At 45.0% G+C, this 14854-nt stretch carries 11 protein-coding genes; 1 reads left to right on the top strand and 10 read right to left on the bottom strand.

The genetic code is table 11. The features are described 5' to 3' along the window. Positions 1–62: 62 nt before the first annotated feature. The 10 genes from EKG39_RS08715 to rmuC all read right to left on the bottom strand — a co-directional run bounded on the left by EKG39_RS08715 (position 63) and on the right by rmuC (position 13474). Entirely contained in the window at positions 63–326 is a 264-nt protein-coding gene (locus EKG39_RS08715) for a hypothetical protein (RefSeq protein WP_126505310.1), read from the bottom strand. 157 nt (positions 327–483) lie between these two features. Further along, positions 484–849 (bottom strand): ribonucleotide reductase subunit alpha, encoded by a 366-nt coding sequence (locus EKG39_RS08710; RefSeq protein WP_246028450.1) that lies wholly within the window; start codon positions 847–849, stop codon positions 484–486. A gap of 190 nt (positions 850–1039) precedes the next feature. Next, positions 1040–2770: a bifunctional protein-serine/threonine kinase/phosphatase gene (locus EKG39_RS08705; RefSeq protein WP_126505308.1), complete on the bottom strand. Its 1731-nt coding sequence runs from the start codon at positions 2768–2770 to the stop codon at positions 1040–1042. 80 nt (positions 2771–2850) lie between these two features. Continuing rightward, positions 2851–4326, bottom strand: a complete 1476-nt coding sequence (locus EKG39_RS08700; protein ID WP_126505307.1) for a NarK family nitrate/nitrite MFS transporter — start codon at positions 4324–4326, stop codon at positions 2851–2853. 543 nt (positions 4327–4869) lie between these two features. After that, entirely contained in the window at positions 4870–6894 is a 2025-nt protein-coding gene (locus EKG39_RS08695; protein ID WP_126505306.1) for a transglutaminase TgpA family protein, read from the bottom strand. Beyond that, a complete protein-coding gene (locus EKG39_RS08690; RefSeq protein WP_126505305.1) occupies positions 6891–7880 on the bottom strand; it encodes a DUF58 domain-containing protein in 990 nt (329 codons plus the stop codon). Before EKG39_RS08690 ends, EKG39_RS08695 begins: the two co-directional genes overlap by 4 nt. Positions 7881–7893: 13 nt before the next feature. Then, on the bottom strand, positions 7894–8805 hold the full coding sequence (locus tag EKG39_RS08685) for an AAA family ATPase (RefSeq protein WP_126505304.1): 912 nt from the start codon (positions 8803–8805) through the stop codon (positions 7894–7896). Positions 8806–8933: 128 nt separating this feature from the next. Further along, entirely contained in the window at positions 8934–9629 is a 696-nt protein-coding gene (locus EKG39_RS08680; protein ID WP_126505303.1) for an EAL domain-containing protein, read from the bottom strand. A gap of 304 nt (positions 9630–9933) precedes the next feature. Continuing rightward, positions 9934–11895, bottom strand: a complete 1962-nt coding sequence (locus tag EKG39_RS08675) for a transglycosylase SLT domain-containing protein (protein ID WP_246028448.1) — start codon at positions 11893–11895, stop codon at positions 9934–9936. 82 nt (positions 11896–11977) lie between these two features. Beyond that, the gene (rmuC, locus tag EKG39_RS08670) at positions 11978–13474 is read right to left on the bottom strand and encodes a DNA recombination protein RmuC (RefSeq protein ID WP_126505302.1); all 1497 of its coding nucleotides are present in this window, start codon (positions 13472–13474) and stop codon (positions 11978–11980) included. A 346-nt stretch (positions 13475–13820) separates the two neighbouring features. Between rmuC and msrP the strand changes: the two genes are divergently transcribed. Beyond that, on the top strand, positions 13821–14843 hold the full coding sequence (msrP, locus tag EKG39_RS08665) for a protein-methionine-sulfoxide reductase catalytic subunit MsrP (protein WP_126505301.1): 1023 nt from the start codon (positions 13821–13823) through the stop codon (positions 14841–14843). Positions 14844–14854: the final 11 nt, after the last annotated feature.

The following is a 14854-nucleotide window of genomic DNA, read 5'->3' as shown; positions in this document are numbered from 1 at the left end:
CGAAACAGCCGATCGAATCTTTAATAAACACGCCTATTCATTTCATCGCGTGTTGGTGAGTCTTAAACCAGTTTATTTTTTACCATGGAACGGTGAACCTTCGAGCCTACTCTGGCCAGATCAGAGATGTCCAGTAAGCTGGGTTTCTCATTATTTTCCAGTTTGCATTCCCAGTATTCGACCTCAGAGCTGATGTATTCCATCAATTTTTTGGGGCAGCCGACGCAGACGCCTGCACAGATCTCATGTTCTGGCACTTCGAAAGGCAGGGCTGATTTAATCTGTTCGATGAGGATGTGCATCGCTTGGGTGGTGTCAGGCTTCAAAAAGATGATTCACTCTTCTATTCAATGGGTTACATTTATGTTCTTGTGGTCAATTAATTGCGTAAAAGCAAAAGGCCGGCACCGACTACCTATTATCACAGAGTGCATAATATCAGGTATCATCGAGTGACCAGCCACATTGTAACGTATTGCTTAATTAACCGTTAGCTTCCAGTTCAATAGGGTTCTCTTCACGGTCAAAGATGACATAACGGCCGATGCCGTTACCGGTTTCAATATCGTTGGCCATCTTATTTAAAAATGGTTCGGCTTCATCTGTGGTCGGTGCAACCCCATTTTCCCCACTCAGGCTGGCTATGAAGACGAAATTCCATTGCTTCGCGATTGAGTCAGCCTCTTTTACTAAAGCATCGAAGGTGCTGAGTTCAGAAGGCAACTTATCTACGCACATCACAGGTGAGATAGTCCCTCTTTGGTGTTTTTTGCTCTTTTTAGGGTTGGTCGACTCTGCATTGGCAAAAAGGAACATCAGACGTTGAGGTGCCGATTGTTCATTGGTCATTTGGAGAAGTTCTTTGAACATTTTAATCATGTAATTCTCACTTTAAACTAAATTCGTTGCTCTGGTGATTTAGGAGAATGATAATATTTCTATGTATTTAAATAAAAACTCTAAATAGAAATTCATTCTTATAATTATTATTAATTCGGGTTGTTACTGTTTGGTCTTTAACTGTTGTTAATATCATTCATCACCCTTGCTTAAACATGGCGATGACCAGGATCAACATGAGGATCCAGAAGCCTGATAATAATTGCCAGAATAACACCTGACTCTTATTTTTAGTCACCTTGGGATCATCACGCAGGTAGACCGGGTTTGGATTTTTTAAGTCCGTTAAAAATTCATCGATATTTTCATACCGTTCCTCTAAATCGAAGGCGACGCCTCGCTGAAGTGTTCTGTCAAACCACATAGGGATAACAGGGTTGACTTCATTGGCGGGGATGTAGCGAAGTCTGTCGTATTCAAAAGCCGTTTGGCACTCCTCAATCTTTTCACCATAGGGGAGTTTGCCACAAAATAGCTCATAACTGATGGTGGCAAGCGCATACAGGTCGCCTTGTATTCCGGTATTTTTACCAAGCAGATACTTGGGATCTGAGTAAGTTGCGGTTCCAAGTACTCCCTCATGCTCTAATGGAATAAATATCTCAGCAAGGCCAGCAACAAAGACCGAACCGAAGTCGACAATCTTTATGTTGTTATGGCTATCGATCAAGATGTTGGCCGGCTTTAAGTCCTGGTGAATGGTTTCTGTTTTGTGGAACTCTTCTAATCCATTCGCAATTTTTTCAATAATAGAGATCGCCACCTTTGGCTTAGGAAAGTGGTTTTGTTTCATCCACTTATCCATCGATATGCCGTGCACATACTCCATCAGATAATATAAACAGGTTCTGGGTCTTTTTTGCTCGATTATCTTAACGACGTATTCACTACTTATTCGTTTGCCAATCCACTCCTCTTGTATGAATCTATCGATATAGCCGGTGTCCTCTTCAAAGGTGATTGAAGGGGTTTTCATCACCATCTGTTCGCCGGTATCAGTGTCCTCGACAAGATAGAGTTGGCTGCGACTACTGGCAAAGAGCTCCTTAATGACCTTATAGCCATCTAGCTTTACACCCGGGTCAAGAGGAGGTGGAAAGGGTAAGCGTAATAACTTTGAGTTGTAATCGTTGAGACTTTCATTTGGAAGCTGATGTACCTGAGCAATAACTCCACTGATATTATCGTCACTGCCATTATCGAATGCAGTTTTGGCTAACAGATCGATTTTTTCCTGTTCAGAAATGTTTAATGAGATAATTTCGTTAAGTTTATCCAATTCGAGAAAGTCATGGATCCCATCAGAGGTCGCGAGTAACAGATCGTTATCTTCCAGATCCACTGTGCTGTAATCTATCTGCAGACAGTTATCCATTCCAACTGCTCGAGCCAGGAAGCTGCGCCCGGTGGCAATGCTGGCGATGTGGTCTCTTGTCAGTTGTTTCAGTTCATTATTTCGGTAGAGGTAGGCTCTGCTGTCGCCCACATGGAATAGGTGACAAGTTCGTGACTTAATGACCATGCCTGTGAAGGTCGTCAGATAACCTTTCTCTTCATTGGCGAACTCATGGCTACGTTTGAAAAGGGTAATGTTGATATTCGAGAGTAGTTTTTGTCCGGCATGTTTTACTGACCAGGTATCCGGGGTAGGGTAGTAGTCGTCGATGAAGCGTTTTACCGCAGTTTCACTGGCATCTTTACCAGCTTCGGCGCTGCTGACACCATCGGCTACAGCAAGAATGATCCCTTTACCCTCTAATAATCTATCTTCGGTAGGGACAAAAAATCCAACCGCATCTTCATTAATGTCCTTTAAACCTTTCTCGCTATGGCTTGCCAGATTTATGCTTAGACGGTTGGATTTTGTCATAATAAATATCTTTTTATTAATAAGTACTTAGATAGAAAACCTTACCAGTTATCTATAACTAATAACAATCAATATTGGAATTAGTTAACGTCGATCAGTTCAACGGTACCATCTTCATTTACCTCAGCCATATGACCCTTTGGTTCATTGAGGAACATCACGGCAAAGAAAATCACCGCAGCTGAAGCTGCTATCACCATAAAGAAGGTACTGTAATCCACAAAGGAGAGCACGGTCAGGTAGGTTACTGCGCCCACGTTACCATAGGCTCCGGCCATTCCGGCTATCTGCCCTGTCATGCGGCGTTTAACAAGAGGTACGATTGCAAATACCGCTCCTTCACCCGCTTGAACGAAGAATGAGCAGCACATGGTTGCAATAACTGCCAAGGGTATTAACCAGCCACCGTCAACCTGGCTCAAAACTGAGTAACCTACGGCTAAGCCACCGATGAAGATCATCAGACTCTTGCGGCGACCGAACTTATCACTAAACCAACCACCGGTAGGACGGGCGACCAAATTCATAAAGGCAAAGCCTGAAGCAAGCAGACCCGCTTTTACCGGGTCTAACCCTTCGAAGGTCTCTAAGAAGAATAGTGGCAGCATAGAGACAACCGCAAGCTCAGAACCAAAGGTAACAAAATAGGCGACATCCAAGATAGCGACTTGTTTAAAGTCATATTTCTCGATGTCTGCAACACCTTTAGTTAGGTTCTCTTTGTTTACACGCCAGATAGAGTTGACTTGAATGAAAAACAGGACAACTAAGCCAATCCACATTAAGTACATGACTTGTGAAGTAAACAGGTTAACTCCCGATGGAGAAAGCTTCCATGCGAGTACGCCTAAAGCGATATACATAGGAATGTTCATCAGCAGGTAGAAGTAAAAATCTTTCTTGCTGGTGACCTCTAAACCGCCGGATTTCTTAGGTTTAAAGTAAGTAGAGCCTTTTGGTGTATTACGGGCCATGGTGTAAAAGAAGAATCCATATAGGCCGGCAATGATACCCGTAAGACCTAGTGCGTATCTCCAACCATCGTCGCCGCCAAAAGCATAGGCAATTGTCGGTAGTGACATGGCTGCTGCCGCTGAACCGAAGTTACCCCAACCGCCATAGATACCCTCAGCGATACCGACCTGTTTTGCGGGGAACCATTCACCAACGAGGCGAATACCGATCACAAAACCAGCGCCTACAAAACCGAGTAGGAAGCGGAACAGAGCAAGTTGTTCAAAACTGTCGGCCATGGCAAAACCCATACAGATGACCGATGAAGAGATTAATAGTCCAGAGTAGATAATTCTGGGACCAAACTTGTCGACTAAGATACCGACAATAATTCGTGCAGGGATTGTCAAAGCTACGTTTAGTATGAGTAGTGCCTTAACTTGTGCACTTGTCAGGTCGAACGCCTCTTTGATGAAAACTAACAGAGGGGCGTGACTGAACCAGACGACAAATGTTAAGAAAAATGCAAACCAGGTAACGTGAAGTGTTTTAATTTTTGGATCTGCAAAGTTGAGCAGATTCATTTTCCCTTCGTTAGACATTTAATAAACTCCATCAAGTTATTACGAAGAAATGTTCATTTCGTGCAAATGTTAAATTTGTTATTTATTTTTGTAACTGATGATAGTTTGCGCTAATCATACAAGTGTTTGTTGATTTGCATCAAGATTATGGTGAATGTATGACGAATATGGCTTATATGGTTGATGTTGGAGGTGTGTCACGCTAAATGTGTGATCTAAGTCGGGTTTTGGGGTGGTGATGTATGGTTGAGAGGCTTATTTGTTACAGGATTGTGGCTGCTTGATGACCCTTAAGAGGTAATTTTTGGCAAGCTTCAAACAAGGGTTCTATTCGGTTTTTATATAATTATGACGATAATCAATTGAGGCTAAAATTTGAATCTGCTGAGGGTGGGCTGATTTTATTCATTTATTTCAATTGCCTAGCTATGATGGTAGATGTTTTGCTATGTTGCGGCGATGCTGCCAGCTTGTTGGTTGTGAGTTTAGTTCAGTAAGAGGGCACATTCTTAATTTGAATATATATTAAGGGGTAGCCTTTATCACTGTTTACAGCGGATATTAGCTTGTTTTCCCTTTTATAATTTTTAATTTCAACTTTCTGGACTGACTTAAAAAAAGTTTGACTGTTTTTTTTCTTCTATGTGGAGAGAGAGGTTGATATTTTAGCGCCACATAATAATGAGTGAAGCGTCTGAAATCGGTCGCGATACCGGGAAATGCCTGCTCTACGATAGAGCAAAAATCGGTTGGCCCCAGTCTTTTATCTCTTATAACTCCCTTTTTCTCGAGTAAGTAACACATACGAAGGTAGGTTGTAGATACCCTGTCTTTGCCTCTGTTAAAATGGAGCAGACCGGCACTATAGGCAATAATAAGGCCGATTAAAGTGATACTCATCAGCATGAAAATGGCGATTTTTTGCTGGGTAACTTTGCCTAGTAACTTTTGGAGGATCTTTTCCTGCTTGTTTTTGTCAAAGCCAAGAACCCACACACTCCAGTAGTAATCGATACTCGCCAGCGTCAACCTCAATTCATTGAGAAGCGGAAACTCCCTTAGCCTTAAAGGACTAAATGGACTGTCTAACAGGTAACTGTCTTGTGCTTGAAAGTAGGCGTCAAAACCCTCGAGTACCCGCTCTGGTGCTATCATGGCGGTGGGGTCAAACCTTACCCACCCCCTGTTCTCAACCCATACTTCAGTCCAGGCATGTGCCATGTATTGGTAGACACTCAGGTAACCGGCACTTTGGTTAAATTCGCCGCCCTGATAGCCGGTGACCAAACGCGCCGGAAGGCCCGAGGCCCTGGCCAAAAAAGTCAATGCACTGGCGTAGTGCACACAGAAACCGGCCTTATTCTCGAACAGGAAGTCATCAATCTGCTGAGGCCCAACCCGAGGGGGGGTGAGTGTATAAAAGTAGGGTTGCTCGGTGAAATACCTCATCATGGCGCTGAGTCTGGTTTCCGGATCGGGGAAGCGTTCCTCAAAGGATTGTGCTAACTCAAAGGCACGGGGGTTAACGTCATCCGGCAGCCTTAAGTTAAGCCGTCTGACTGTAGAGTCGAGCGTCTTATCCATCGCATATTGAGGGTAGGAGTCGACATGGTATTGAAATTTTTGATCTACAGTTCTAACCGAATACAGGCGGTAATCGGGTAGGTTGATGATGCCGGTATCACTACTGAATGCGGCATCTAATCCAAATAGCCAATGTTGATTACTCGGTTCGGCTATCACTGAGTATTGTATTGACGAGCCGTCAGGCTGTTGCCGTCTTGGCGTGGTAAAAGGTGTATTCTCTTCGATATTTTTAATACTTGAGTTTTGCGTCCATTTGCTGCCATCGTAATCTTCCATCACCAGCGCTCGCCAGTAGAGTTGTTGATTGCTTGGTGGCGACATTGAAAACTCTGCCCTGAATGCCAACGCAGCCGATCGCGTTAGTTCAGTTATATCACCGAAACTAACTTCATCGGATAAGCCGGTTTGAGTGGATTTCTGTTGAGGTACCATCCAGAGAGGTGGGAGCCTGGGTAACACAAGGAAGAGTAAGGCTGCCAGTGGCAGACTCTGTAGAAGAAGTTTAAAGCCAATTCGGGCGGTATCTTTTAATTTCACATCTTCTCTATAGAGGCTAACCAGCACGCAGGTGTTTATTCCGGTCACAAAGGTGAGGTTGACGGCATAGAAAATGGACTGTTGATCGATGAAGGTGATGGCAATAAGAAAATAACCGACCAATACAACCGTTCTGACATCACGCCTGTTTCTCATCTCAATATACTTAAGGGCATAGCCTAAGATAAGCAGGTTAATGAGACCGTTTAATAACCCTATCTCTGAGGTGACGAGTGCCAGTGTGATAGCCGACGCGATTGCCAGAGCCGTGACCAGATATCTGGGAGGCTTGGCGACCTTTCCGATGAAGATCCCAAAACGCCAGACAAGGCAGATCCCACATATTGCCATGCTCCATGGGGTGAGCTTATCGTATAAGGGTGCCAGCACTGCAATATTAACGATAAGCAGCCACAGCAAGCTATGACGGGAGATGATCTCTTCTTGACTCGAGTATGTCATGAGTCTCCCTCTACGTACTGTGGAAGCAGGGCGAGCTCCTGTAGACAGTGTACGCGGTGTGCGTCACCTTCTGAGGGAAGAATTTTTTTCCGGCCAATAATCAGGCCGAAGACTTGTCCCCGTCCGCTCATTTTGTCAATTGCCCAGGTCAGTTCGCTTAACTGCTTTTCAAGATCGGGTGAGTTCAAGTCTTCAATTATTAGCCAATGGGGTTCTCCCTGAGGTTGCTGAAACTCTTTACTTAGCATGCCTCGTCCCTGAGCGAGCTGTTTCCATGCGACCTGTTTGAGTGACTCGCCCGGGATATGTTGCTTAAGCCCTTTAAATTCATCGACGCCGGGAATATGCATGCCTCTGTCGCCAGTGATGTTCTGGTTATCGGCATCGATCGATTTAAGCTGTGAATGTGACACTAAGGGCTTGGCAAAAACGATGTGCGGGTTATTAAGGTTTACATGTGACCATGCTCTGCATAGGCCCAGTGGATACCGGGATTCAATTTTTAAACGACCCGGGGAGATTTGGCCCCGGACAAGATTATCGAAAGGGATCAGTGACACAATAGGTTCTTTACCGATAGCCTTGACCACCTTCATCTGGTTATCAGGATAATTAAGCAGTACTTCAAACTGGGGCTGAGATGAGGAGAGTTTTACCGGAAATACGAGTGTTTCTCCGGCGTATGCCTGGGGAGATACTGAAGCGTTTAAGGTGAGCCCGGCAAGGTTGCGGTAGCTGTAGATGATGCAGGTATTAAACAGGCTCAGTAGCAGTATGCTTAACCCTATGACTAAGTTATTTTGATAATTAGTGCCAAAGACAAATAAAATTAACACCAGAAATATCCAGAACAAACCAAAGCCCGTCGGGAGTATGAATATACTCTTATGGGCTAAGGTCACTCTTGAAGCCGGAGGTAGTCGCCTGTTGAGCCATTGAGCCCACCAGAGATTAAATCTACTTTCCTTAGTGCCGTTTTTCTTCATGGCTTTAATTACGTCAAAGGATCGGGTTGACGTTGCTGAGGATTTTCTGGGATAGCGCTTCTCCCTGTTGTTGGCTGCTGCTGCGAATTCGATGTTCGGCGACCGCAGAGAATACAGCCTGTACATCCTCGGGCACCAGGTAGCTGCGTTTATGGATAAACGCCCAGGCTTTAGACGCCTGCAGTAGTGCTTTACTGGCTCGGGGAGAGAGGCCAAACCCCTCATTTTGTGTTCGGGATGCTTCGACCAAGGCCAGGATATAGCCCAGTAGGGCATCTGAGGCACTGACTTTTTCCACCCCCTGTTGTAACTGACTGAGTTCCAATTGAGTGATGCACTGAGGGAGTGAGCTCCCCTGAGGAGATTGGTCATGGCCCTTAAGCATGGCTAATTCGGCTTCTGGGCTCGGGTAACCAATAGATAAGCGCATCATGAAACGATCCAGTTGAGACTCAGGGAGAGGAAAGGTGCCCGCTTGTTCACTGGGGTTCTGGGTCGCAATCACAAAAAAGGGGCTTGGGAGAGGGTGCGTGATCCCATCGACGGTGATCTGATGTTCTGCCATGGCTTCGAGCAGGGCACTTTGGGTCTTGGGGCTGGCTCGGTTAATCTCATCGGCCAGTATCATCTGTTTGAAGATAGGTCCCGGGTGAAACACAAACTGGGATTGCTCTTTATCAAATATCGATACGCCTAATATGTCGGCGGGAAGCATGTCGCTGGTGAATTGTACGCGCTGATAGCTGAGTCCCAAACTCTGTGCTATGCCATGGGATAGGCTCGTTTTCCCCATGCCGGGCAGGTCTTCGATAAGTAGGTGCCCCCTGGCCAAGATGCATGTGAGGGCCAATTTTATCTGTTCAGGTTTGCCTAAGAGTACACGGCTTAGCTGGGTTATGATCTCTGTGATATGTGGCTGTGTCATCGAAGTCCCTTCGCTGTTTTATAAATATCACTATGCGGCAAAATGGCACATTGATCCAGTTTATACCCGAGTCACTTCAAAATGCTCGTTTCAGCGTGCCGGGAAACTGAGGGTTGAGCTGGTTTCAATCAGATCAGTTTGATGGCAGTGGAGGCATATTGAAATTGAGGTTTAAATAGAAAACCTTGTACCAGATCGATACCTAGCTCTTGAGCAAGTTTGAGTTGTTCCTCTGTTTCAACGCCCTCTAAGACCGTCTTCTTATTGCTGTCTTTTGCAAACTGTATTAATGCTTTCATTAAATGTTGCTGCTCAACATTCTTGGTTTTATTGAGCCATTCGATGTCGAATTTTAAAACGTTAACCTGACTCAATAACTCTAAAGATAGCATGGAGTGGGGGGCGCCGATGTCATCGAGTGCTACAGATATCTGTTTAGCTTTGAGCTGAGAAACGAGCCGGGTCGATAGGTTCGCATCGTTGATGCAGGTGTTTTCGATGATCTCAACGGTGAGATCTGCACGTGTCGATAATAACTCCAGCATATGGTCGCCGTTGTTCTCTATTGCATGGGGATCTAAATTAATGAAGAGGGGGAATGAAGGTGCCGAGTGCTCGAGTTGGAATAGTTTAGCTTTCATCTCTATGTTTGAAAGTAGACTCGTTTGGCTATGAAGCTGTTCGAAAATGATGTTTGGTGGCGTTGACACTCCATGTCGATCGCGAAACCGTGATAAAGCCTCAAATCCATAGATCTGAAGATCAGATGTCGCTATCAAGGGTTGGTATTCTGCGCTTAAATAAAGAGTGTCTAGTGCAATCATAGGCGTATCATCAGGAACCGACGTTAGCTAAATGTAAATAGTAATTATTCATATTATTGCCGGTGAGTCTAAAATCTTTACATTATCCGCGCTTGATAGGGGGATTTTTCGACAAAAGCTATTAGAGAAGGCTCAAAGTTGAAGTTCATAGATGCTTGGTCTGAAGGCCCATTTGACAGAGCCTTCTGAATAAATTCTTCTGAACTAGTTTCTGAGGAGAGCCATCTCCTGTACTCGCTCTGGTCGTTAGAACTAGCACTTAGAACTCGCACTTAGAACTAGCCTTTAGTATAAAAATGAAGAGTTAGTATTTGAAATTTAACTCCTGCGCCGAAAACAGTTCCGGTGATTCACCTTGCTTGATTTGATAGATCACCCGATAACTGAGCACCGCTTGCACATACTCCCGGGTTTCAGTAAAGGGTATCGATTCGATAAAAGCCATGACATCGAGCTTACCTTCTGTCTGCTTTAGCCAACCCTTGACCCTGTGAGGGCCTGCGTTGTACGCGGCAGTTGCCAGTACGCGATTATTGTTAAATTGTTTGAGTAAGCTGGCGTAATAGGCGCTGCCCAAGCGAATATTAGTCTCTGCCTGATACAGGCTGCGCTGGCCCTTATATTTGACCCCTTCTTTTCTGGCAGTCTCCCTTGCCGTTGCCGGCATCAATTGCATCAGGCCACGAGCGCCTACGCCTGAGGTTGCATAGGGATAAAATGCACTCTCTCGTCGGGCTATAGATCTCAGTTCATCGATGTTGACGTTTTGCCTCTTGCTCGCCTTGATAAAAGCCTCATCGGCGGCGTAGGGGAACCTAAGTGTCATGTCGTTCCAGAGCTTGCCCTGGATGCTGGCCTGCACCCCAAGGCTGTGCCACTGCTTTTCCAGTGCCAGAGTTGCATACTCTTTTTGCATCGCACTGCCGTGACGGTTTAACATCTGAATCCACTCAGATCTGGCATCGATGATTTTATCGATAGCAAGCAGCTCAACGACACGGCTTAACCCCAGATCATCGTGAAGCTTCTCTCTTAATACTCCGTCACTTAGTGTGTCTTTATGCTCTAAAGTAAAGTCGGTTTTGAGCTCGTTGGCTGCGGTAAAACCATAAAAATTACGCAGCTGACTCAGCTGAGTTAACTTGGTTGATACAGTCTTAGTCGAACTTGTGTCGCCTGATGTATCAAGTCTCGATTGCCAATATAACCATCTGGGATTAACGCTTTTTTGTTCAGTGAGCAGGGGTAAGAAGGTTTTGACCGCCACAAAATCATTTTCACGCAACGCCCATCTCAACCTGGCTTCGATAAGATCATCACTGTCGAGCAGGGGAAGCATCGAATCGACAAAGCCTTTGAGTTTATCCTCTTGTTTTATAATCGCTCGCTTAATTAAGTAACGGCTTAGTTTTCGTCCCTGATAGTCACTGAATCTATCCGCTTTTTGGTATGTAACATAGAGCTTCACGGCTTGGTTGAGGTCTTTTCTGGCCAGTTTTCTTAACCCTGAGTCGACGATGTCGGCATTAATCTTAGCTGAACCTTTATATCTTTTTGTATGTCTTAAGCTTCTGGGATCTTTATAAACCGTGAGCAGCTTCTTCGCTTCACTCTTATGTGTGGTGACCTTCTTCGATAAGTACTTCAGCAGAGAGTATTGGTTGGCATTGAAGCTGAGTAACATTCGGGACCAGATTAACTCTTGTGAGCGATAGCCGGCCTTCTCCCATGCCTTAAACAGGGGATCGCACTCTTCAGGGCGTGATTTTCCATATAACCAGAGTGCTTTTGCTCCCTTAAATGCCTTTTCTTCATTGCCTTGAGAGAGTTGCGCACGATAGAAGTAGCACTGAAGGGTGACGTTGTTGGGTCTGTTTGGACTGATAACTAAAAAATCTTGCCACTGTTTTCGTGAGCCAGCCCGCTTCAGGTAACGATACCGGGCCGTGTTGTGCAAAGGGGTCGCCTCAAATCGAGCAAGCTCCTTCAGTGCTGTTTCACCCTTGTGGGTCAAAATACTATCGATATTGGCATGAAAGTCGAGATAAACGGCCAGGGGGTAGTCGTCTAACTGAGACCGCAATCGTTTATAGGTCTTGGTCTTGTTGCTATCTAACGCTTTACGCGCGTCTAAGTATCTCTGCTGCTCTGGAGTATAGTCGCTTGAATGAGCCGGCCAGGTGACAGAGATGGCCATTATTGCCATTAAGGTCGTGACAATAGCGAGGGTTCTGTTTGTTAAAATGCCAATTAACAGCTTATGCATTTTGAGTTTTCCTAATAGGATTGCTTTACATCCATATAAAGCAATTTAATGTCATCATATCGACTTACTTGGCAGATTTAGTTCAATTTAACTTTTTTTCATCGATATGGTAGTCGGAGAGGGCCTTATCGAGCAGGCGGGGATCGAGTCTCTTACTCGTATCAACCCCTAACTGTTGCATCTGGTGCGCCTGTTTGACCAAGTTTCCTTTTCCGCTTGAAAGTTTGTTCATGGCACTGGCGTAGGTTTTTTCCGCTCCCTCCAGTGCTCGGCCTAACTTTTCCATATCGTCGATATATCCACACAGTTTATCGTATATTTTACCGGCCTGTTTGGCGATCTGTTGCGCATTTTGATTTTGATATTCATAACGCCAGATATTATTGATTGTCCGTAATGCCACGAGCAGATTTGTCGGGCTAACTAGCATAATATTCTGTTCCAAGGCGTAGTTAACCAGGCTTGGATCATGTTCGAGGGCCAGCAGGAATGCGGGTTCGAGCGGAATGAACATTAACACGTAATCCAGACTGGTTAATCCGTGCAGTTTTTGGTAATCCTTTTGACTCAGGCCTTTAATATGTCCTCTCACCGAAAGGACGTGATCTTTCAGCGCCTGAGCACGAACTATCTCATCCTCACTATTAAAATAGCGCTCATAAGCCACCAGAGACATCTTTGCATCTATGACCACATCTTTGTTTTCGGGTAGATGAACGATGACATCCGGCTTAAACCGCTTGCCATCATCATTTTTCAGATCGCTCTGCGTGTCGTATTCATGACCCTCTCGTAATCCACTCTCCTGCAAGACACGGTCTAGAATCACCTCTCCCCAATTACCCTGTTGTTTATTATCACCTTTAAGAGCGTTGGTCAGGTTTACTGCGTCCTGGCTCATCTGCAGGTTGAGTGCTTTTAACGATTCCAGCTGATGGTTGAATGCACTGCGCTGAGATTGTTCGTTAGTGTATGACTCATGAACTTGTTTTCTGAATCCTTCCAACTGCTGCTTAAAAGGCGCGAGAACACTGTCTAGTTGATGGGTATTTTGGTGCTGAAGTTTTTCGCTTCTCTCTTCGAAGATTTTGTTGGCTAAGTTTTCAAATTGCGTCTTGAGTCGGAGTTCGGCATCTTGTAAGACGTTAACTTTATCCTGCATCGCTTCCTGCTCTGCGGTAAATTTAACCGTCAGTGTCTGCTGCATCGCATTGGATTTTGACAGTGCTAACTGAGTCTCCATCAGTTTTCGTTGGCACTCGCTAAATTGAGTCTCTAATTTTGGGAGACGACCCGCCTCGGCCTGTGCCTTTCCAAATGCGGCCAGATTCTGTTCTAATTTGAATTGAAATTGCTCGAGTTGTTGATCTTTATCGGCTAACAGAGTGTCACTGCTTTTTAGCGACTCCTGTATCTCCTCTATCGCTTGCTGATGTTGTGCCATCAGATCTTCCCTTACGCTCTCCCATCTATGACGCGTGAGTTTTTGATTCAGCAGTGCGCCGATTAAGATTGCCAGGAAAGAGACGGCTGCCAAGACTAGTATTTCGGGTAGAGAAAGAACGATATCGATAGGCATAAGGAGAAGGGCCATAGTAATAGGAGTCAAAAGGAAGTCATAGATTCTCATGCAGAGTCGTTATCTTCAAGTGTCTTAGAGGTAAATGAATAACTCTTAATCGATTATAGTGCCGATACATGCCGGGCCGGCTTGGTGCGATAGTTAACAAGCCATTGGTTTAACGCAGATGCAATGTTATGTGTCATATTGCATCAGCTATGGGGGAAAGATGCTGAGTCAGTGGTCGATGCTCACATAGTCAGTGCTCACCTAGTTAATGCTCACGTAGACAATGCAAGTCGATGTGAAATAGATCACGCTTTATTACGGTCTTATTTTGGAAGAAGAATAGAAGGGGTGCTGAATGCATTTTCATAAGAGACCAACGTGGGACAAGTTTAAAGATAGTGATGTAACACCAGAGCAGGTGTTTAATGACCGTAGGCGCATCTTGAAACAGATGGGATTTGTTGGTGCCAGTGCATTACTGTCTTCGAACGCCAATGCCGGGATTTTTGATCTGTTTGGTGATAAAAAAGAGAAGCCTCAGTTCTTACGTTCAGACTTACCCCATAGCAAAAATACCCAATACGATTCGGTGCTAAACGGCGTATTAACGCCGGAGAGCAAAGTGATCACCCATAATAATTTCTATGAGTTTGGCACGGCTAAATCTGATCCTTCAGAAAATGCTCAAGGCTTCAATGTTGAGCCGTGGAAATTAGTCATAGATGGGTTAGTTGATAAACCTCTGACACTCGATTATGACGACCTGATGAAGCTATTTGCATTGGAAGAGCGGACTCATCTACTCAGATGTGTGGAAGCCTGGTCCATGGTGATCCCCTGGGTTGGTTTTCCGCTGGCTGCTCTACTCAAAAAGGCGGGAGTGAGCAACAAAGCCACTCATGTCGCTTTTGAGACCCTGTTCGAACCTGAGCAGATGCCGGGTCAGAAAAGCCGATTGATGGGGGGCGGGATCCATTATCCATACGTGGAAGGTCTCACCATCAATGAGGCGATGAATGACCTGTCATTCCTATCCGTTGGCCTGTACGGGAAAACATTACCACCACAAAATGGGGCGCCCATACGTCTGATCGTGCCATGGAAGTATGGCTTTAAGAGCATTAAATCCATCGTAAGAATTCGGGTCACGGATAAGCAGCCACCGACGAGCTGGAATCAGTTAGCCTCCCATGAATATGGCTTCTATGCCAACGTGAATCCGGAGGTGGATCATCCACGCTGGTCACAGGCAACTGAGCGGCGGATCGGTGAAGGAGGACTGTTTTCTGCAAAGAGAATTAATACACAGATTTTCAATGGCTATGGTGAACAGGTGGCTGAATTATATAAAGGCTTGGATCTTAAGACCTATTTCTAAATTGGAGTTAT

The sequence above is a fragment of the Shewanella atlantica genome, assembly GCF_003966265.1.
GTDB lineage: Bacteria > Pseudomonadota > Gammaproteobacteria > Enterobacterales > Shewanellaceae > Shewanella > Shewanella atlantica.
This window is presented reverse-complemented; position numbering and strand designations above follow the sequence as displayed.

Bases quoted from the DNA above. Each gene is read 5' to 3' on its own strand.
- EKG39_RS08710 (WP_246028450.1), bottom strand. From the start codon at position 849: ATGACCAATGAACAATCGGCACCTCAACGTCTGATGTTCCTTTTTGCC.
- EKG39_RS08705 (WP_126505308.1), bottom strand. From the start codon at position 2,770: ATGACAAAATCCAACCGTCTAAGCATAAATCTGGCAAGCCATAGCGAG.
- EKG39_RS08700 (WP_126505307.1), bottom strand. From the start codon at position 4,326: ATGTCTAACGAAGGGAAAATGAATCTGCTCAACTTTGCAGATCCAAAA.
- EKG39_RS08695 (WP_126505306.1), bottom strand. From the start codon at position 6,894: ATGACATACTCGAGTCAAGAAGAGATCATCTCCCGTCATAGCTTGCTG.
- EKG39_RS08690 (WP_126505305.1), bottom strand. From the start codon at position 7,880: ATGAAGAAAAACGGCACTAAGGAAAGTAGATTTAATCTCTGGTGGGCT.
- EKG39_RS08685 (WP_126505304.1), bottom strand. From the start codon at position 8,805: ATGACACAGCCACATATCACAGAGATCATAACCCAGCTAAGCCGTGTA.
- EKG39_RS08680 (WP_126505303.1), bottom strand. From the start codon at position 9,629: ATGATTGCACTAGACACTCTTTATTTAAGCGCAGAATACCAACCCTTG.
- EKG39_RS08675 (WP_246028448.1), bottom strand. From the start codon at position 11,895: ATGCATAAGCTGTTAATTGGCATTTTAACAAACAGAACCCTCGCTATT.
- rmuC (WP_126505302.1), bottom strand. From the start codon at position 13,474: ATGCCTATCGATATCGTTCTTTCTCTACCCGAAATACTAGTCTTGGCA.
- msrP (WP_126505301.1), top strand. From the start codon at position 13,821: ATGCATTTTCATAAGAGACCAACGTGGGACAAGTTTAAAGATAGTGAT.